The sequence below is a fragment of the Kribbella antiqua genome, from assembly GCF_004345665.1.
GTDB classification, from domain to species: domain Bacteria; phylum Actinomycetota; class Actinomycetes; order Propionibacteriales; family Kribbellaceae; genus Kribbella; species Kribbella antiqua.
On sequence record NZ_SLWR01000007.1, the window covers coordinates 105,308 to 123,738 of the forward strand.

The following is an 18,431-nucleotide window of genomic DNA, read 5'->3' on the forward strand; positions in this document are numbered from 1 at the left end:
GGCGGCGCAGAGAGGATCAGGACAGATGATCACCAGCGAGTTCCCACCGGTCGAGATCCTCGACGTACCGATTCACGATGCCGTGCTCGGCCGGGCGCAGGAGTACGGCGATCGCCCGGCGCTGGTGGACGGCGTGACGGGCAAGGAGATCAGCTACGCCCAGCTGGACGTGATGAGCCGGCGGGTCGCGGCCGGGTTCGCCGAGCTCGGCATCCGGCACGGTGACGTGATCGCCCTCTACAGCCCGAACACAATCCTTTACCCGGTTGTGTTTTACGGCGCGACGCGGGCCGGCGCGACGGTGACCACGGTGAACGCGCTCTACACCGCGGACGAGCTGCACAAGCAACTGGTGGACTCGAAGGCGAAGTTGCTGGTGACGATTTCGCTGTTCCTGCCGGTCGCGACCGCGGCCGTCGAGGGCACGGACGTGACGGAGATCTTCGTCTGCGACGCGGCCGAGGGGTATCGCTCGGTGATGGAGCTGGTCGCGTCGACCGGGCCCGAGCCGGAGGTGACGATCGACCCGGCCGAGGACGTCGCCGTACTGCCGTATTCGAGTGGGACCACCGGCGCGGCCAAAGGTGTGATGCTGACGCACCGGAACATCGCGACGAACATCGCGCAGGCCGAGGTGATGATCAAGGTCGCCGAGGACGAGCGCATCATCGCGATCCTGCCGTTCTTCCACATCTACGGGCTGACCGTGTTGATGAACCTGCCGCTGCGGCTCGGCGCGACGGTCGTCGTACTGCCGAAATTCGACCTGGATCAGTTCCTCAAGACGCTGGAGGCGCAGCGGATCACCCGGGCGTTCGTGGCGCCGCCCGTCGTATTGGCGCTGGCCAAGCACCCGGCCGTGGACGGCGTGGATCTGTCGGCGCTGAAGTATGTGATGTCGGCGGCGGCTCCGCTCGATGGTGAGCTGGCCGAGGCGTGTGCGAAGCGGCTCGGGTTGCATGCGGTGCTCCAGGCGTACGGGATGACCGAGCTGTCGCCTGGGACGCACTCGGTGCCGCAGGACGACCAGGAGCCGCCGCCCGGTGCCGTGGGCAAGCTGTTCCCGTCCACCGAGATGCGGCTGGTCGGTGCCGATGGCAACGACGCGGCGGAGGGCGAGATCTGGATCCGCGGGCCGCAGGTGATGAAGGGATACCTGGGTCGGCCGGCGGAGACCGAGGCGACCATCGATCGCGACGGCTGGCTGCACACCGGCGACATCGGCCGGATGGACGACCGCGGCTACTTGTACGTCGTCGACCGGGTCAAGGAGCTGATCAAGTACCACGGCTACCAGGTGCCGCCGGCCGAACTCGAGGCCGTGCTGCTGACCGACGAGCGGATCGCCGACGCGGCGGTGATCGGGGTCCAGTCGGAGGGCAACGAGGTGCCGAAGGCGTTCGTCGTACCGATGCCGGGGGTGCAGCTGACCGAGGACGACGTGATCGAGTACGTCTCCGCGCGAGTCGCGCCGTACAAGAAGGTTCGGCAGGTGGAGTTCATTGAGGCGGTGCCGAAGGCTGCCTCCGGCAAGATCCTGCGGCGTGAGCTCAGAGCCCGGGAGGCTGCCGCTCGTGAGTGAAGCCCTCAAAGAACCCCAGCAGGATCGCAGCCGGGCCACCCGGCAGCGGTTGCTCGAGGCGGCCGTGGAGTCGCTGGCCGAGGTCGGGTACGCCGCGACGACGGTGTCGGTCGTCGCGGCCCGGGCTGGGGTTTCGCGGGGTGCAGCTCAGCACCACTTCCCGACGCGGGCGCACCTGTTCGCGGCGGCGGTCGAGTACATGACCGAGGTGCGGCTGGCCGAGATCAGGGCACAGGCCGCCGCACTGCCCAGTGGACCCGGGCGGACCGAGGCGATCGTCGAGATGCTGGCCGACGTGTACACCGGGCCGCTGTTCCGAGCCGCGCTGCACCTGTGGGTGGCAGCGTCGACCGAGGAGACGTTGCGGAAGCAGATCGTCGGGCTGGAGGCACATGTCGGCCGTCAGGCGCACAGGGCGCTGCTGGAAGTGCTCGATGTCAGTGAGCGGACTCCTGGCGTGCGGGAGACAGTGCAAGGTGTGCTGGACATGGCACGCGGGTTGGGGCTGGCAGACCTGCTCACCGATGACAGCAAACGGCGGCAGGGGATAGTGCGGCAGTGGAGCCGCATCCTCGATCAGGTTCTGCTCGCTCCGGGAGTGTGACCGAAGGCCCGCCGGAAGGTGTCGATGAATGCACTGGTCGAGGCCCAGCCGCACTGGTGAGCCACCCGGGTCACCGCGTCGCCCTCCGCCAGTAGACGTAGGGCCTCGTGCAGCCGGAGCTGCGTGCGCCACTGCGGGAAGGTCATGCCGAGGTCTGCCTTGCAGAGTCGGCTCAGCGTGCGCTCACTCGCTCCGATCTCCCGCCCAAGCTCCGTAAGGGTTCTGTTGTCGGCAGGGTCCTCCCGCAGCAGCTCGCACACCGCTACCAACCGTTGGTCGCGCGCTGTGGGTAGATAGGTCGGCCGTTGCGGGGACCGCTTGAGTTGATCCAGCAGTACGGCGCGGAGCCGGTCACGCTCATCTGCCTCGCCTTGCGCGGTTGTGTACGCCAGGATCAGCTCTCGCAGCAGTGGGCTGACGACAAGGGCCGATGGCATGTCCAGCCCGAGTGGGTTGTCGGTGAGACCCACAGTGTGCAGTGCGGTCTCGCCGTACGCGCGGTGTTGGTGCAGGGTGCCGGCCGGGACCCAGATCGCTCTGGTCGCCGGTGCGATCCAGCTGCCGGCGTCGGTGGTGACGGACAGGACGCCGCGGCCGGCGTAGACGATCTGGTGCTCGTCGTGCCAGTGCGCCTCGATGCCGCCTCCGGCCGGGATCGGCCGGAAGCCGGTGTTCGCGGACCGGCGTCTGTTTGCGGGATGGCGTTGGCGGGTTTCCGGCATAGGTTGGCATTTTATCGGAAGTCAGACAGGTTGTCCGCCGCGCAGGATCGATGCCGTGAGGAGACTTCGACCGATCGGGCTGATGGCGATCGGGCATGCGTGTGTGGATGTTTACCAGGGCGCCGTACCGTCACTGGTCCCGTTTCTGGTCGCCGAGCGGGGTCTCGGCTATGTGGCTGTCTCGGGGATCACGCTCGCGGCGACGCTGTTGTCGTCGGTGGTGCAGCCGGTGTTCGGCGTACTGACCGATCGGCGGCCGCTGGCGTGGCTGATTCCGGTCGCGATGACGACGGCGGGTCTGGGGATCGCGCTTCTCGGCGTCGGCCACTCGTACTGGGCCGCGTGGCTGGCTGCGGCGTTGTCTGGGCTCGGTGTGGCGGCGTATCACCCGGAGGCGGCGCGGATGGCGCGGGCGGTGAGTGGTGGGAGCCATGTCGGGATGAGCTGGTTCTCGGTCGGCGGGAACGTCGGGTTCGCGCTGGCGCCGGTGCTGGTCACGCCTCTCATCGCTGCGGGCGGTCTGGCGCTGACGCCGGTGCTCGTCGTGCCCGCGCTGGTCGGCGCCCTGATCACGTCGCTCGCAATCCGAGGCGCGGTTGCGGGGGTTGGTAGGCCGCAGCGAGCGGGGAGCGACGACTGGCCGTCGTTCCTGCGGTTGTCGGCGATCATGGTGTGCCGGTCGATCGTCTTCGTCGGGCTCGGCACGTTCATCGCCCTGTACGCCGGTGAGCGGGTCGGCGGCGGTACGACGACCGGCGGGGTGGCGCTGTTCATCCTCTTCGCGGCCGGCGCCTTCGGCACGCTGCTCGGCGGCCGGTTCGCCACCCGTTACGGCCGGGTCCGGACGATGCGGACGTCGTACGCCGTCGCCGTACCGGCCATCGCGGGTCTGGTCTTCGTCCCCGGGCCGGCGTTCTTCGGCTTCCTCGCGCTGACCGCGATCGCGATGTCGATCCCGTTCTCGCTGCACGTCACCCTCGGCCAGGACTTCCTGCCCGGCCGCGTGGGCACCGCCGGCGGCATGACCCTCGGCCTCGCAGTCAGCATCGGCGGCATCGCCACACCGGTCCTCGGCACCATCGCCGAGGAGTGGTCCCTCCGCGTCGCCCTCACCACCCTGATCGCCCTCGCCCTCACCAGCTCACTCATCGGCTATGCGCTGAAGGAACCGGTCGTCGAATGACCAGCCGCGCGCTCGGCGATGCGGTGGTCGACCTTGGCGGCTAGGTGGTTGGGGGAGCATTCGGCTAGGTGGTCGCGGACCAGTAGGTGGATGAACGAGTACTCGCCGCGGCCGGTGCGGGCCAGGACGTAGCGGTCGGCGGCGTAGCGGAGGAAGGCACGGCGGCGCCAGGGCAAGTAGCCGGTCCACCGCAGCAGGAAGTCGTGGAGCAAGCGGGAGAGCGGACCGGCGAGCACGGGGGCTCGGCGACGCCAGGCCTTTGCAGCAACGGCTCCGACAAGTACGCCCACCACCGCCTCGAGTGAGGGCGACGCGAGGTCGGCACCGAGCGCTAGAGCCAGCAGTACGGCAAGCAGCGCGCCGCCGAGCACCCAGGGGTCCATCCGCCAACCGTGCCCGCGACTGGTGGCGATCGCGTGGTGGACCAGGTGATCGCTCGGCAGGTGCTTCACCACTCTGATGCCCTGAGCAACGATCAACCCGATCGCGAGACCGCTGGCGAAATCGCGGGGTGCGGCACCGAGCTCGAGAGTGAGTGCACTCGCGACGACGACCACGAGCACCCGCACCGCGAGCAGACCCCGCCGCCGGTTGTTGTCAGACACGATCAGCTCGATCACGTACGACGCTGCGATGGCGGCGGCCTCGGCAACAAGCGCCAGCCAGGGTGGCAGCAGCTCGACCAGTCCCATCACCGCGACGACCAGGATGACGGCTGTCGCCGTACCGACAGCAAGGGTGACTGCGAGCAGTGGTGCCCGGTGCAGCTTGCTCTCTGGTGGTGAGGACTCCTGCCAGCTGTGCGGCCGGATGTGAACCAGCAGGAGCGCCGCCGCAGCCACAGCCAGCCCAGCTAGTACGCCGTACTGCGCCATGGTGGCGAGAGTCGCGCCGGCAGTCAGGGCGGCGAACAGTGTGGGAAGGAAAATCACGTGTGCGAGGTAGTCCACCTCATGCAGCGACAGTCCGTACCAGCCGTTGGGCACCAGCCACCTTGGTACGGCGGTCCGGTCGCCGGCGCGGCTGCGAGTCCACCAGGCCAGGCACCACAGAGAGCGGACGGCGGTGCTGGGGTCGTACTGACGGCTGGTCAAACGGTCTCGGGCCAGCACCTCGGAGATGTACGTGTCGAACAGCTCGCGGCGGAGGTCGGCGACACCGCCTGCGACGACCTCCTCGGGTTCGCGGCCCTGGTAGGCGAGGATCATCACGTTGAGCATCAGTGGTGAGTTGACCAGGTCCCAGAGTGCGTCATCCTGCTCGATCGCGGCTCTGGCGCCGTCCAGCTCGGGTCCTACTGCTGCGAAGTAATCGAGGACCTGCTGCCTCGTGAGTGGCCTGATATGCACAGCGCCGTACAGGCTGAGCTTGTGGGTCAGTAGCTGGTAGTCCTGGGTGCGGCAGGTGATGGCCAGCTTGCCGACCAGATAGCGGCGGCGGAGCTCCTCCAGCACCGGTGCGAGCTTGTCGCGGTCCGCTTTGACGATCTCGTCCAGGCCGTCGAGCAGGAGCGCCAGGCGGCCGCGGCGCAACCACGTGCGGCCGACAGCGGGTGGGATGCCGTAGCGAGCGTTGAGCTCGTTGAGCAGCCAGCGGACGAAGCCTGCGAGGTTTGCGCTGTCCAGTGGGTCGTCGTCGGCTCTCCGGGACTGCTGAGCCGTCCAGCCGGCCAGGTCGATCAGGACGGGGATCGGCTTGTTCACGTCGGCATGTGCTTGTGCGGACAGGGTGCGAGCCAGGTCCAGGAGCAGGGTGGTCTTGCCGGCTCCTGGAGCGCCCAGGATCAGCATGGAGTCCTGCAGCTCGTCGAACACGCTGGCGATGTCAGCGTCGTCGGGGACTTGGCGTGGCGTGCTGTCGAGCGGCTGGACGAGCAGGTCGTACGGGCGCACGACGGCCTCGGGCAGTTCGTCGAAGGCCAGCTCGATGCGGGTGCGGGAGGCGAGTGAGCCGGCGACGCGCTGAGAGAGGTAGCGGTCGACGCGGGCTAACGCGTTCGGGCGGTTGCGCGGCTGGTCGGCCGAGCGGGACACCGTCGGGAGTCGGCGGCTGCGGACTTCGAAGAGCGCGGTGATGATCGCGACCAGCCAGAGCAGACCGATCAGCGGCCAGGTCCAGGCGACGTACGGCGCGAGGAAGCTGGGCGCGGTGCCGCCGGTGCCGACGTTGATCGCGATCGGCAACAACACCAGCGTGAGCGACACGGTCACCACGAGCACGACAGCACGCAGCACACCGTCCGGAATCCTCACCCCCCGGAGCGTAGCCGCCCCCTAGCCCACCGTGCCCAGCCCGCGTGCCGTCTCCTTCCCCAACCCCAGCCCCGGTCCACCAGACAGACAGCGCGCTTCCCCACCCGCCTCCTTTCTTCTCCGGTCCACCAGACAGACCAGCAGTGTGGGAATTGATTGCACCTGACGTAAGTTGGCTGGTGCTATGACTACCGAGCGGACCGACCAGACGGGTGTGGGGCTGCGGTCGGAGCGTGGGCCGGTTCTGCTGGCGGTGATGCTCAGCGTTGGGCTGGTCGCGATCGACTCGACGATTCTGGCGACCGCGGTGCCGTCGGTGGTCGAGGATCTCGGTGGATTCACCCAGTTCCCCTGGCTGTTCTCGATCTATCTGCTCGCCCAGGCGATCTCGGTGCCGATCTACGGCAAGCTCGCCGACCTGCGCGGCCGCAAGCCGATCATGCTGCTCGGGGTCGGGCTGTTCGTGCTCGGCTCGGTGCTGTGCGGGTTCGCCTGGAACATGCCGGCGCTGATCGCGTTCCGGCTGATCCAGGGTCTCGGCGCCGGCGCGATCCAGCCGATCGGGATGACCATCGTCGGCGACATCTACACGCTCGCCGAGCGGGCGAAGGTGCAGGGCTACATCGCCAGCGTGTGGGGGATCTCGGCCGTCGTCGGTCCGACGCTGGGTGGCGTGTTCTCGGACTACATCTCCTGGCGCTGGATCTTCTTCGTGAACGTGCCGCTCGGCGTCGCGGCGGCCTGGGCGCTGTTCCGCCGCTTCCACGAGAACATCACCAAGAAGACGGAGCACCGGATCGACTACGCCGGCGCGATCCTGCTCGCGGTCGGCGGCTCGCTACTGCTGCTCGGTCTGCTCGAGGGCGGCGTGATGTGGACCTGGGACTCACCGACCAGCATCGGGATCCTCGCCGCGTCGGTCGTCCTGCTGACCGCCTTCATCCTGGTCGAGCGCCGCGCCGCCGAACCGATCCTGCCGCTGTGGGTCCTCGGCCAGCGCGTTTTGAACGCCGCGAACTCCGCCGCCCTGCTGATCGGCGTGCTGCTGATCGGCCTGTCGACGTACGTGCCGCTGTACGCGCAAGGCGTCCTCGGTACGTCGGCTCTGGTCGCCGGCTTCGCGCTGGCCGCGATGACCCTCGGCTGGCCGCTCGCAGCGTCGCTGGCCGGCCGGATCTACCTACGGGTCGGGTTCCGTACGACGATGCTCGGCGGCTCGATCATCGTCGTACTCGGGGCTGTTCTGCTGCTCACGGTCAACGCGCGCAGCGCCGTACTTCAGCTGGCAGCGGCCTGCTTCATCATCGGTCTGGGGCTGGGCTTCTCGGCATCTCCGTCGGTGGTGGCCGCGCAGTCGTCGGTGGACTGGCAGACGCGAGGCGTGGTGACCGGTGCGAACATGTTCGCCCGCTCCGTCGGCAGTGCGGTCGGTGTCGCTGTCTTCGGCGCGGTAGCCAACGGCGTGGTCGCAGCACGACTCGGCGACAGTCACGCTGACCTAGAGCAGTTGCCGGGCGAGGTACTCGCGCCTGCCATTCACGACGTGTACTACGGAGCCGCAGGCGCTGCAGTACTCCTGGTGGCCGCCGTACTCTTCATGCCCAACCGCATCGTCGAGCGACCCCTCAGCTAGTCAACGCAAGCAACTCGTCGCGGCTGCTGACTCCTGTCTTGCGGTACGTCGAGCGCAGGTGATCGTTGACGGTCAGTACGGACAGACCGAGCCGACGCGCGATCTGCTTGGCCGCGAGACCAGCTCCGACGAGGTCCAGCACCTCGGCCTCGCGGTGCGTCAGGCCACACCAGGCAGCGAACGCCGGGAGCACCTGACTCACGTCTGCCGGCTGAACGACGACGGTCACCTCCACCGGTTCCGCAGGTGTCCTGGTACCGCTGATGACCAGCCACCGACCGTCCCGCGTTCGGACCCGGGACAGCGCGTCCGTACGACCGGCAGTCGCTGCCTGGGCCACCTCATAGACCACCCGGCTTGCGTCGTCGACAGTCACGCCCGCAGGACCTCCGGACGTCAGATCTCCCAGCCAGCACTCCGCCTCCGGACTCACGCTGAGGAGCCGCCCTGCGCGCCCCACCAGGATCGCTCCGGCAGGCCGTGCCTCGTGTTGGCCGTCAGTACGGCGTACTTGGTGTCGCCGGAGCGCAGCACACAACGGATCCGCGAGCTCGGCCGCCACGGCGGCGTCCGCGTCGGTGAACGGCTGCCACCTGGAGTCGCGGAACAGCGACAGTGCGCCCCAGTACTGATGTCCGTCGACCAGCGCCAGCCGGAGCTCCGACAGATAGCCCTCGGGACGCAGGATCTCGTGCAGCCGAGGACTCGGCGGCTCCGGTACGGCGTGCAGCGCGAGTACACCCGCATGTCCGGGCCGCCGGATCAGCTCGGTGTAGCGGTTGAAGTCCAGCTCCATCGTCTCGTTGTGCACCAGCCGCTCGGTCGGCACCGTGAGCCCGTGCTGAGAAAACATCGCACACCGCAGACCGGTCACCGGGTCGACTGCGAACAGGCAGTAGCCGTCGAAGCCGACAGCGTGGTGCACCGACCGCATCACGGCGTCCGCGAACGGGCCGCCAGGCAGACTCTCCTGCGCGGTCTCCGCGATCTCCCACCTCGCGGTGCGGATGGTATCCCCCATCCATTCATGGTGGCAGTCCGGCGACATCCCGAGAAGTGGGGAGTGCAGAGCGCGGTGCCGGGCGCCGACACTGCCGGTAGTCAAAAGGATGAGGGGGAGCCATGAGACTGCTCTGGCTGCCGTTGGCCGCCGTACTGGCGATCATCTCGGCACCGACAGCGCAAGCGACGACACCTGGGGTCAACGGCCGAATCGTGTACTCCGCTGAGACCAGTGCGGGTCTGCAGCTCTTCACAGTCCGTCCGGATGGCAGCGACGTACGGCAGCTGACCTCGGTCGAGGGCGACGCGGCCCACGCGGACTGGTCGCCGGACGGGCGGCGGCTGGTCTTCGAGTTCGGCAGTGAGACGCACGCCGGAGTCATGCTGATCAACCGGGACGGGACCGGGCTGCGCGACCTGACGCCCACTGGGTTCCAGGGCAACCCGTCGTTCACTCCTGATGGCAAGAAGATCGTCTTCGACTCCGATGAGGGCATCGCGATCATGCGCGCCGACGGCAGCGGCCGGCGGCAGCTGACCAGCACCCCGTTCCCAGGCACCGGCTACGACACCGACGCCAACGTGTCACCGGACGGGAAGTACATCACCTTCGTCCGGGTCAAGGTGCCCGACAAGGAGCACGCTCTGTTCTCGATGCGGATCGATGGCAGCGGCGTTCGCCAGTTGACGTCGTACTCGCTGGATGTGGGGGTCAAGCACGACTGGGCTCCGGACGGGTCGCGGATCGCGATCATCGCGAACGCCGACCACCAGCCACCGGGTACGTCGGCCAACGTCGCCACGATCCGCCCGAACGGCACCGGACTGCGGATGCTCACGCACTACACGGGCGGTGAGGTCAATGCGCTGACCGGGTCGTACTCACCGGATGGGCGCTGGATCGTCTACCGCCTCGAGAACCACGGCAAGTACTCCATCGCCAAGCTCCCGGCCACAGGCCACGGCTGCTCCCAGACCATCCTCTCCCTGCCGGTCGCCCCACGCTTCATCGACTGGGGTCCACGAACCTGGTGATCTAGGTTGCGTGTATGCGTGGGGTTGACTGTGTGGGCGCGTTGATTCGGGATGAGCAGTGCCGGGTTTATGTGCAGCGGCGTACGGCGGAGCGGCGGTTGCTGCCTGGGATCTGGGACATCGTCGGGGGACACCTCGAGACGGGCGAGACGCCGGAGCAGGCGCTGGCTCGTGAGGTCGAGGAGGAGACCGGGTGGAAGGTCCGCGACATCGTGTGGACCGTCTCCGACTGGGAGTGGGAGCACGAAGGCCGCGTACGGCGTGAGCTCGACTACCTGATCGCGGTCGACGGGGACCTGAGCCGGCCGCGGCTCGAGGAGGGCAAGCACGACGCGGCTGCGTGGGTCGGCCCGGACGACCTCGAGCTGCTGATGGTGAACCGCACGGACGGCGACCGGCGGCTGCGGGACATCGTGGCGCACGCGGTCCGGACCCGCTTCACCGACCGGCTCCGCCTCGAACCACTCACAGGTCCAGGCGAGGTCCTGCCCGGACACGCGGCGGACCTGGTCGCGCTGCATGCCGACCCACGGGTCGCTCACTGGTACGCCGAGACCTTGTCCGAGGACGACGCCGTACGGCGTGCTACCCAGGCTCAGGCCCATTGGGAAGCCGACGGCGTGAGCAAGTGGATGGCATACGAGCGCGAGAGCGGAGTGCTGGCCGGACGCGGTGGCTTATCCCGGATGCCGGCCGACGGCACGGTGACTGCGGCCATCAGCGAGTTGGCCGGACCGGACTGGGCGACCGACCGGCTGGAGCTCGGGTGGGCGCTGGTCGCGTCGGCCCGTGGTCGCGGACTCGCGACCGAGATCGGGCGGGCAGGACTGGAGTTCGCGTTCCGCACGCTGGCGGCTCAGGCAGTGATCGCGTTCACCGAGCGGCACAACTTCGCCTCCCGCGCGGTGATGGAGCGTCTCGGGATGACGTATGCCGGAGAGATCAGGACCGAGGGTTTGGTCGAGGGGTCCGACGAGGTCCGCCCGGACGCTCCTTTCGCCGTCTACGTGACCACTGGACCTCAAGCGGACATCTAACGGTCCAAGCCGGTCAGGAAGCGGGTCAACAGGTCCGCGAAGGTCTGCCTCTCGTCGTCGGTCCAGCCATCCATGGCGGCGGCGAAGCGCTCCCGGCGGTAGGTGTGCACCCAATCGAGCTGCCGGCGGCCGTCCGCGGTCAGGACCAGGGTCGTACGACGCCCGTCCTGCTGGTCAGCCTCACGTCGTACCAGGCCTGCTGTCACCGCGGCGGCTACCAACTTGCTCGCCCGTGGCTGGTCGACGCCGAGGGCCGCCGCGACTCCGTTGACGCCGAGTGCGTCCGGCTCGGCCGCCTCGATCGCGTCGAGGACCTCCTGGACCGGGTCGGGTCCGCCTGCCTGCACGGCGAAGGTACGACGGGTCTGGCGGCGGCGGATGGTGATCATCGCCGTTTCCACCGCGGCCACCGGGTCAGGCTTGTCCACAACCGCTCCCTTGTCCACAACCCGCTCGGGATATATGTTCATTGACATGTATATGTCAGATGACAACAAGCCTATCGGGTGGTGGCTGAAGGAGGTGGACCGGCTGCTGGAGGCGTCGTTCGAGCAGGTCCTCGCGGCGGACGGGCTGAACCGTCGCCAGTGGCAGGCGCTGAACGCAGCCGCCGGACCTGACTCGATCGCCACCGCACTCGCGCCGTTCCTGACCGGTGATCCCGCGGAGCTCGCCACGGTCACAGACCCCTTGGTTGCGCGCGGCTGGCTCGATGGCGAGCGACTCACGGACGAGGGCCGGGCAGCGCTCACGGCGCTGACGGAGAAGGTCCAGCTCCAGCGCCGGCGGGTCACGTCGGGCGTCTCCGACGAGGAGTACGTCGCGGCGATCGGCGTACTCCGGCAAATGGCTCAGAACCTCGTCGACTGATCACCTCGTGTGACCAGTGGGCCAGAAATGGCTCCGCTGTGTGACCACCCAGGCGCGGTGGTCACACAGCGGAGGCCGGCCACCTCGACGGGGGTGGCTCCTGGTGAGGTGTCAGGAGCCACACGGTGTCCTACCGCCCAGGACACGTGCCCCGGTCTGGCCCGAGGTGTCGGCCAGGAGGTGGTTTGGAACGGCTGGGCGGCGGCGATACAGGGAACTCAACCGCCAAGCCCAGCCGGGTCGGTGGGCGGTGCGGTCCGGAGTTGAGGAGGACTCCGGACCGCACCTGGGTTTCGTCCGGTGCTGAGGATTGCTCCGGACCTTCCAGATGCTGCTCCTGGACGTGAGGAGACTCCAGGTGCAGCGGTACCGGGTCTGAGGAGGACCCGGAAGCTTCAGGTTGCTCAGTCGGTGCTGTCGAGTGGACCGAGTACGTCGTTGGTGACCCGGAGACCGGCGAAACGCCTCCGCATCGCCTGCTCGTAGCGGGCCGCCAGGGGCGCCTCCGCGACGTACTGCGCGATCACATGCTCGCCGAACCAGACCCGCACCCTGCGCCGGTGCTGCCTCGACGTCATCTCCGCGATGGTCACTACCTCTCACCCCGTAACTCTCAGGCCTTGCAACCAGTTGGACTTACTGGTTGTCATGGCAGTAATGGTGCACGAGCCCAACGTGACCGCTCTAGGACCTGGACCGGACCTTTGCCGGACCTCTTCCGGACCTCTCGCGGACATCTGGGGGACAGCACCTTGTCGTGGGGCATTCAGTCGAGACAACGTCTGAACTGACGTGAACGGGAGGAACGATGGCGGGTAGGTACACGCCAAAGACGGTCCTGGCGCACCTGATCCAGCGCCGGAACCAGACCTACTCCGAGATCGTCGCCGAGTTCGTCGAGCTGGGTGGAACCATCACCGAGCGGCACCTGCGGCGCCTCGCATCGGGCGAGCGCGCAGGGACCACTCCTCAGACCCGGCGCACCCTGCAACGCATGTTCGGCAAGCCGGTCGAGGAGCTCCTCGCCCCGTACGTCCCCGAGCAGGCCGCCCAGGTGGTGCCGGCACCTGCCGCGAGTGGACGGATCACGACAGGTACTGAGATGGAGGTTCTCGACATGGCTGCCAGCCGAGCGAGGGCGTTTGCCCTCGCGGCCCAGTCCGGTCTCGGAAGCGAGGCCATGGAACAGGTGTACGACGACGTGCGCCACGTCGCGAAGGCATACCCGCAGCGCCCGCTGCCGGAGATCCTCGGCCAGCTGGTCGAGACCCAGGATCTGGTCTTCGCCCTGCTGGAGAGCCGGCAACGTCCGGAGCACCTGCGGCAGCTGTACTTCCTCGGCGGTGTCACCGGCGGTCTGCTCGCCAAGGCATCGCACGACCTCGGCAACCCCCACGCCGCCCTGACCCAGGCGCGGACAGCATTCCTGTGCGCCGACAACGCCGACCACCACGGCCTGCGCGCCTGGGTGCGCGGCCTCCAGTCGCTGGTCTCCTACTGGGCCGGCAACCCGCACGACTCCGTCCGCTACGCGCAGCTCGGCGCCGGCTACGCCGAGCAGGCGAACAGCACCACCAGCGTGTGGCTCCCGGTGAGCGAAGCCCGGGCCTGGGCCGCGCTGGGCAACCCCGAGGCCACCCGGCACGCGCTGCAGCGCGCCGAGGACGCCTGGAACTCGGTCCGCAACGACGACCTCGACGAGATGGGCGGCCTGTGCACCTTCGGCCGCAACCGGCAGCTGTACTACGCCGCCGACGCGCTCGCTTGGCTGCCCGGTGAAGTGGAGCAGGCCGAGCGGTACTCCAGCCAGGCAGTCGACGCCTACACAGACATGAACCACCCGGAGTGGGCCTTCGGCGACGCCGCCGGCAGCCAGGCCGCGATGGCCATCACCCGGATCGCGAGCGGCGAGCTGGACGGGGCTGCCGACGCGATCGCGCCTGTGCTGGGCCTGCCGGCCGAGCGCCGGATCAACGGCGTGGTGCACTCGGCCCGCCGGGTCCACCAGGCGCTGCGGCAGTCCGGGAACGCGGACAACGCCCGCGAGTTGCAGGAAGAGATCGAGATGTTCACCCGGACCCCGATGCAGACGTTCCCCCGGTAGCCTGCGCCAATGGATCCACTGTCCGGTGAACTGACCACGCTGCGCGAGTTCCGGACATCCGATCTCGAGGACTACCTGGCCATCGTCGGCGACGACCGGGTGACGGCGTGGCTGTCGTTCGACAGCCGCGACCGGGCCGAGGCCGAGAAGGCGCTGACCGCGATCGTCGAGCGCTCAATGCAGGAGGACCGGCCGGACTACCTGCTCGCCGTCACCCGCCGGGACGGCGACAGCGTGGTCGGCTTCGCCCGGCTCGGGCCGACCGGGGTCAAGGCCGCCCACCTCGGCTACGCGATCAACGCGGACCACTGGGGTCGTGGCTACGCCACCGACGCGTCCCGCGTGATGCTGCGGCTGGCCTTCGGCACTCTCGGCCTGCACCGGGTCAGCGCGGCCATCGGCCCGGAGAACAAACCCTCCATCACCGTGGTCAAGCACCTCGGCTTCAGCTACGAGGGCCACATCCGCCACCACGTCTTCACCAACGGCGACTGGCGCGACTCCCTGCTCTACTCGATCCTGGAGCACGAATACTCCGGCTGAGCGCCAAACGTTCATCCGCTGGTCGACTGAAGCCTTGACTTCATTTGTCAGGACCAGCAAATTTGCTCGTCATGTCGAAGCAGCAGGTGCCGGAGTGGGCCGATCCTGAGGTACGGGAAGAGGCGCTGGACCCGCAGGGCGTGTCCCGGCGGAATCTGATCCGCGGCGCCGGGTTGCTGGGAGCCGGCTTCGCCGCCGCGGCCGTGGGTTCGTCCGAAGCCGCCGCAGCACCGAGTACGTCGTACGTCAGTGATCCTGAGCTCGTCTATCTGGTCGGGGATCACCATGTGCACAGCCGGTACAGCCACGACGCGAAGTACGACTTCAGTCAGCTGGCGCAGCGTGGGGCGCAGTTCGGGCTGGACTGGATGGCGTTCACCGAGCACAGCAACTTCGGGCATGCCGACAAGGGCGCCGCGGCCGAGAACGCCGAGGTGCTGAAGGCACGGGACGAGAACCCCCGGATGCTGATCTTCCAAGGCGTGGAGTGGTACATCCCGGCCGCCGAGCACGGCACTGTCCTGGTCGCTCCCGGCCCCAACAACGTGGCGTTGCTGCAGCAGTTCGAACGCGAGTACGACGGCAAGCTGACCGGGCGAGCGGACAGCACTCCGGCGAACGAGCAGCACGCCATCAAGGCGCTGCAATGGCTCGCGGCGCAGAAGCAGAGCGGGTACGTCGACGACGTATTGGTACTCGCCAACCACCCGCTGCGGCTGGGCATCGACGCGCCCTACGAGCTGCGCGGCTGGCGCGATACCGGTGTCTGCATCGGCATGGAGGGTGCACCCGGCTCGCAGGGTGACGCCGACCCGGCGTGGGTTGCGTACCGCGGGTCCACCAATGCGCAGCGCGGCGAGTACGTCAACGCGCCGAGCGCCAACAGCTTCCCGGGCTACCCAGCTGACGCCTACCGCACGTACGGCGGCTTCGACTGGGCTACTGCGACGGTCGGCGGGCTGTGGGACTCCCTGCTGGCCGAGGGCACGCTGTTCTCGATCACCTCGAACAGCGACAACCACCGGACCATCTGGGACACCTGGAAGGACGGGGAGTTCCCAGCCGGGCAGAACTTCGACAGTCTCGGCTGGAAGCCGTCACCGACGGACTCCGGCGTTCCGCAGCCTGGCAGCGACTTCTGGCCTGGCCAGTTCAGCCGGACCCACGTCGGCGTCACGCGGTACGGGTACCTCGAAGTGATGGCCGGGCTGCGTGCCGGTCGCGTCTGGGTCGACCACGGCCAGCTTGTGGACGGCATCGACGTACGGCTGGCTGCGGTCGGCTCTTCGCAGCGTGGCGTGACGCTGGGCGGACGTCTGCGGGTACGGCGTACCGATCGGCTGGAGCTGCGCGTGACGGTGACCAGCGCGACCCGGCCCAACTATCACGGTCTGCTCCCGAAGCTTGCGCATGTGGACGTCATCCGTGGAGTCGTGACCGGGCCGACCGAGACGAAGGACAGCTGGAAGGCGCCGGACACGCGGGTGATCGAGCAGGTCGATGTACGACGGTGCACCGGGACCTACGAGCTCCGCATCCCGCTGGGGAAGGCCGAGCGGTCGCACTACGTCCGGGTGCGGGGTAGCGACGGGCGGCGCAACGGGCCCGGGTACCTGGGCAGTCACATCGACCCGGCCGGACCGATCCAGCACCCGCCGAACGACGGTGACCCATGGCTCGACACCTGGCTCTACACGAACCCGATCTTCGTGGATGTGAGCTAGGAGCACACTGGGGGTATGGCCGCCACCATCGCAGGACCGCTGGACCCGTTGAGGGACGGGCTGGCGCGGATGATCATGACCAAGGTGGCGGGCCCGGACCCGTCCGCTGAACGCAGCCGAGTCCACAACACCCCCGGACCCCGGTGGTTCGCTCCGGATCGCCCGATCCGCCGGGTGCACGGCGACGCCTCGATGTTCGCCGGCGGACTGCGGGCGCTGCTGTTGCAGTCGCTGCATCCGCTCGCGATGGCAGCCGTGTCCGCACACTCCGGCTACCGCGGCGACCCGTGGGGCCGACTGCGACGTACCAGCTACTTCCTGGCCATCACGACGTACGGCGCGATCTCCGACGCGGAGGAAGGGATCGCACGGGTCAAGGCGGTGCATGAGCGGGTGCGCGGGACCAGTCCGGACGGTGTGAAGTACCGGGCGTCGGACCCGCACCTGCTCAAGTGGGTGCACATCGCCGAGGTGGACAGCTTCCTCGCCGCACACCAGCGGTACGGCGTGAAGCCACTCAACGCCGAGGAGCAGGACCTGTATGTCGAGGACGCCGCACTCGTCGCCCGCAAGCTCGGAGTGGTCGACCCGCCGACCACAGTCGCTGAACTGCGGCAGGCACTGGACGAGTACCGCCCGGAGCTGCGTGGGACGACGGAGGCTCGGCAGGCCGCGCGGTTCATGCTCGTGCACCCGCCGGTCCCGTGGGCCGCACGCCCGGCGTACGGGGTGCTGACGGCCGCGGCGGTCGGGCTGTTGCCGTGGTGGACCCGGTGGCCGCTGCGGCTGCCGTACCTGCCGCTGGCCGAGGCAACCGTCGTACGGGCGGCCGGTGAAGGGCTGACCTGGACGATCCGGTGGGCACTGACCTCGCCGATCCTGGGCGATATCGAGGATTAGCGACCGACGCGCCGGTAGGTTGTTCTCGTGCCGCAGCGTCCGCATCGACCACTCCCACTGGCCACGCCGGCCGGGGTCGAGGTGCTGACCAGGATCCTGACCCAGGGGCCGATCCCGCGGGTCGAGATCGCGCGCCGGACCGGGCTGTCGCAGGCGGCCGTCACGAAGGCGGTCGCACCGCTGATCGAGGCCGGATTCGTCACCGACCAGCCGTCCACTCCGATCGAGGCGGAGAACCAGCTCGGCATCGGCCGGCCGGTGAGCCCGCTGACGGTGGTCGCGAACAGCGTGTCGGTGATCGGGCTCAAGGTGACGCCGACGGCCCTGATCGGCGTGACCACGGACTTCACCGCCGGGATCCAGACCGTCCGGCACCAGCGGCTGGACGACACCTCGCCGGACAGCGTGATCGAGCGGCTGTCGGACCTGGCGAAAGAACTGATCAGCTCGCTCAAGACCGCCGGTCCGCTGATCGGAGTCGGCGTCGCGGTCTCGGGTGACGTCGACGGCCGACACGGTGTGGTGCGCGACTCGCCGTTCATGGGCTGGCGCGACGTGCCGGTCGCCGAGTTGCTGGGCAAGCGGCTCAAGGTCCCGGTCGTGGTGACGAACGACGTACGCGCGCTGACGGTGGCCGAGCACTGGTTCGGCGTCGGGGTGGACGCGGACTCGTTCGCGGTGGTGACGATCGGCTCAGGGATCGGGTGCGGCCTCTACATCAACGGCGAGGTGGTGTCCGGGGCGTACGGCGTCTCCGGCGAGCTGGGGCATCTGCCGCTGGCGCCCGGGAAGCTGGTTTGCACCTGTGGACGGCGGGGCTGCGTCGAGACTGTGGCTTCGTCGGACGCGATCCTGGCCCGGACCCGCGAGACGACCGGGCGTGCCGATCTGGACCTGGCTGGGGCGATCGAGTTGGCGCACGCGGGGGACAAGCACGCGCGGGAGGCGTTCAACCGGGCCGGCGAGGTGATCGGGTCGGCGCTGGCCGCCATGGTGAACTTGGTCGGGCCCGAGCTGGTCGTGATCGCAGGCGAGGGCGTGGCGGAGTACGACCTCTACGAGGAGCGGATGCGGCAGGCCTTTGCGGACCACGCTTTTGGCGCCGCTGGAGCCTGTCGCCTGATGCTGCGCTCACACACGTTCGACAACTGGGCCCGCGGTGCCGCGGCTACCGTCATCCGCTCGTACGTCCGCGGCGAACCCCCGCTCCAACGCTGAAGCGGGGGTCCTGTACCGGCGC

The 18,431-nt window shown here is 68.6% G+C and carries 17 protein-coding genes; 12 read left to right on the plus strand and 5 right to left on the minus strand.

Annotation, left to right across the window (positions count from 1 at the left end):
• The first annotated feature begins 25 nt into the window (after nt 1-25).
• Entirely contained in the window at nt 26-1,582 is a 1,557-nt protein-coding gene (locus EV646_RS20555; protein ID WP_132150948.1) for an AMP-binding protein, read from the plus strand.
• Nucleotides 1,575-2,186, plus strand: a complete 612-nt coding sequence (locus EV646_RS20560) for a TetR/AcrR family transcriptional regulator (protein ID WP_132150950.1) — start codon at nt 1,575-1,577, stop codon at nt 2,184-2,186. Before EV646_RS20555 ends, EV646_RS20560 begins: the two co-directional genes overlap by 8 nt.
• On the opposite strand, the gene EV646_RS20565 is transcribed toward EV646_RS20560, so the two are convergent.
• Nucleotides 2,159-2,908, minus strand: coding sequence for an AraC family transcriptional regulator (locus EV646_RS20565; RefSeq protein ID WP_132150951.1), 750 nt, complete (start codon nt 2,906-2,908; stop codon nt 2,159-2,161). The genes EV646_RS20560 and EV646_RS20565 overlap by 28 nt on opposite strands.
• A 55-nt stretch (nt 2,909-2,963) precedes the next feature.
• On the opposite strand from EV646_RS20565, the gene EV646_RS20570 reads away from it, so the two are divergent.
• Entirely contained in the window at nt 2,964-4,091 is a 1,128-nt protein-coding gene (locus tag EV646_RS20570; protein WP_241996206.1) for an MFS transporter, read from the plus strand.
• On the opposite strand, the gene EV646_RS20575 is transcribed toward EV646_RS20570, so the two are convergent.
• Nucleotides 4,061-6,343, minus strand: a complete 2,283-nt coding sequence (locus EV646_RS20575; RefSeq protein WP_241996207.1) for an NACHT domain-containing protein — start codon at nt 6,341-6,343, stop codon at nt 4,061-4,063. The genes EV646_RS20570 and EV646_RS20575 overlap by 31 nt on opposite strands.
• Before the next feature lie 184 nt (nt 6,344-6,527).
• Here EV646_RS20575 and EV646_RS20580 point away from each other — a divergent pair, with 184 nt between their 5' ends.
• Nucleotides 6,528-7,976: an MDR family MFS transporter gene (locus EV646_RS20580; RefSeq protein ID WP_132150953.1), complete on the plus strand. Its 1,449-nt coding sequence runs from the start codon at nt 6,528-6,530 to the stop codon at nt 7,974-7,976.
• Here the strand turns inward: EV646_RS20580 and EV646_RS20585 are convergent.
• Nucleotides 7,969-8,997 carry a LuxR C-terminal-related transcriptional regulator gene (locus EV646_RS20585; RefSeq protein ID WP_158290991.1) on the minus strand — a complete coding sequence of 343 codons (1,029 nt, stop codon included), beginning with the start codon at nt 8,995-8,997 and terminating at the stop codon, nt 7,969-7,971. The genes EV646_RS20580 and EV646_RS20585 overlap by 8 nt on opposite strands.
• Before the next feature lie 101 nt (nt 8,998-9,098).
• Here EV646_RS20585 and EV646_RS20590 point away from each other — a divergent pair, with 101 nt between their 5' ends.
• A complete protein-coding gene (locus EV646_RS20590) occupies nt 9,099-10,013 on the plus strand; it encodes a TolB family protein (RefSeq protein ID WP_132150957.1) in 915 nt (304 codons plus the stop codon).
• A 14-nt stretch (nt 10,014-10,027) separates the two neighbouring features.
• Nucleotides 10,028-11,050, plus strand: a complete 1,023-nt coding sequence (locus tag EV646_RS20595; RefSeq protein ID WP_132150959.1) for a GNAT family N-acetyltransferase — start codon at nt 10,028-10,030, stop codon at nt 11,048-11,050.
• On the opposite strand, the gene EV646_RS20600 is transcribed toward EV646_RS20595, so the two are convergent.
• A complete protein-coding gene (locus tag EV646_RS20600; RefSeq protein ID WP_206752043.1) occupies nt 11,047-11,478 on the minus strand; it encodes a MarR family winged helix-turn-helix transcriptional regulator in 432 nt (143 codons plus the stop codon). The two genes, EV646_RS20595 and EV646_RS20600, sit on opposite strands and share 4 nt — an antisense overlap.
• Nucleotides 11,479-11,524: 46 nt before the next feature.
• On the opposite strand from EV646_RS20600, the gene EV646_RS20605 reads away from it, so the two are divergent.
• Nucleotides 11,525-11,920, plus strand: coding sequence for a MarR family winged helix-turn-helix transcriptional regulator (locus tag EV646_RS20605; RefSeq protein ID WP_199237093.1), 396 nt, complete (start codon nt 11,525-11,527; stop codon nt 11,918-11,920).
• Nucleotides 11,921-12,324: 404 nt separating this feature from the next.
• On the opposite strand, the gene EV646_RS39400 is transcribed toward EV646_RS20605, so the two are convergent.
• Nucleotides 12,325-12,498: a hypothetical protein gene (locus EV646_RS39400; protein WP_165553433.1), complete on the minus strand. Its 174-nt coding sequence runs from the start codon at nt 12,496-12,498 to the stop codon at nt 12,325-12,327.
• Nucleotides 12,499-12,728: 230 nt separating this feature from the next.
• Here EV646_RS39400 and EV646_RS20610 point away from each other — a divergent pair, with 230 nt between their 5' ends.
• The 5 genes from EV646_RS20610 (at nt 12,729) to EV646_RS20630 (ending at nt 18,409) form a co-directional block, all read left to right on the plus strand.
• Complete coding sequence (locus EV646_RS20610; RefSeq protein ID WP_132150963.1) at nt 12,729-14,024, plus strand: NsdA family TPR-like regulatory protein; 1,296 nt, start codon at nt 12,729-12,731, stop codon at nt 14,022-14,024.
• 9 nt (nt 14,025-14,033) lie between these two features.
• The gene (locus EV646_RS20615) at nt 14,034-14,567 is read left to right on the plus strand and encodes a GNAT family N-acetyltransferase (protein ID WP_132150965.1); all 534 of its coding nucleotides are present in this window, start codon (nt 14,034-14,036) and stop codon (nt 14,565-14,567) included.
• Nucleotides 14,568-14,638: 71 nt separating this feature from the next.
• The gene (locus EV646_RS20620; RefSeq protein WP_132150967.1) at nt 14,639-16,291 is read left to right on the plus strand and encodes a PHP domain-containing protein; all 1,653 of its coding nucleotides are present in this window, start codon (nt 14,639-14,641) and stop codon (nt 16,289-16,291) included.
• Nucleotides 16,292-16,306: 15 nt separating this feature from the next.
• A complete protein-coding gene (locus EV646_RS20625; RefSeq protein WP_132150969.1) occupies nt 16,307-17,191 on the plus strand; it encodes an oxygenase MpaB family protein in 885 nt (294 codons plus the stop codon).
• 27 nt (nt 17,192-17,218) lie between these two features.
• On the plus strand, nt 17,219-18,409 hold the full coding sequence (locus tag EV646_RS20630; RefSeq protein ID WP_132150971.1) for an ROK family transcriptional regulator: 1,191 nt from the start codon (nt 17,219-17,221) through the stop codon (nt 18,407-18,409).
• Nucleotides 18,410-18,431 lie beyond the last annotated feature (22 nt).

Excerpts from the sequence above, each read along its gene's own strand:
- EV646_RS20625 (WP_132150969.1), top strand. The coding sequence starts at position 16,307 with ATGGCCGCCACCATCGCAGGACCGCTGGACCCGTTGAGGGACGGGCTG.
- EV646_RS20580 (WP_132150953.1), top strand. The coding sequence starts at position 6,528 with ATGACTACCGAGCGGACCGACCAGACGGGTGTGGGGCTGCGGTCGGAG.
- EV646_RS20595 (WP_132150959.1), top strand. The coding sequence starts at position 10,028 with ATGCGTGGGGTTGACTGTGTGGGCGCGTTGATTCGGGATGAGCAGTGC.
- EV646_RS20590 (WP_132150957.1), top strand. The coding sequence starts at position 9,099 with ATGAGACTGCTCTGGCTGCCGTTGGCCGCCGTACTGGCGATCATCTCG.
- EV646_RS20620 (WP_132150967.1), top strand. The coding sequence starts at position 14,639 with ATGTCGAAGCAGCAGGTGCCGGAGTGGGCCGATCCTGAGGTACGGGAA.
- EV646_RS39400 (WP_165553433.1), bottom strand. The coding sequence starts at position 12,498 with ATGACGTCGAGGCAGCACCGGCGCAGGGTGCGGGTCTGGTTCGGCGAG.
- EV646_RS20585 (WP_158290991.1), bottom strand. The coding sequence starts at position 8,997 with ATGGGGGATACCATCCGCACCGCGAGGTGGGAGATCGCGGAGACCGCG.
- EV646_RS20565 (WP_132150951.1), bottom strand. The coding sequence starts at position 2,908 with ATGCCGGAAACCCGCCAACGCCATCCCGCAAACAGACGCCGGTCCGCG.
- EV646_RS20605 (WP_199237093.1), top strand. The coding sequence starts at position 11,525 with ATGTATATGTCAGATGACAACAAGCCTATCGGGTGGTGGCTGAAGGAG.
- EV646_RS20610 (WP_132150963.1), top strand. The coding sequence starts at position 12,729 with ATGGCGGGTAGGTACACGCCAAAGACGGTCCTGGCGCACCTGATCCAG.
- EV646_RS20615 (WP_132150965.1), top strand. The coding sequence starts at position 14,034 with ATGGATCCACTGTCCGGTGAACTGACCACGCTGCGCGAGTTCCGGACA.
- EV646_RS20555 (WP_132150948.1), top strand. The coding sequence starts at position 26 with ATGATCACCAGCGAGTTCCCACCGGTCGAGATCCTCGACGTACCGATT.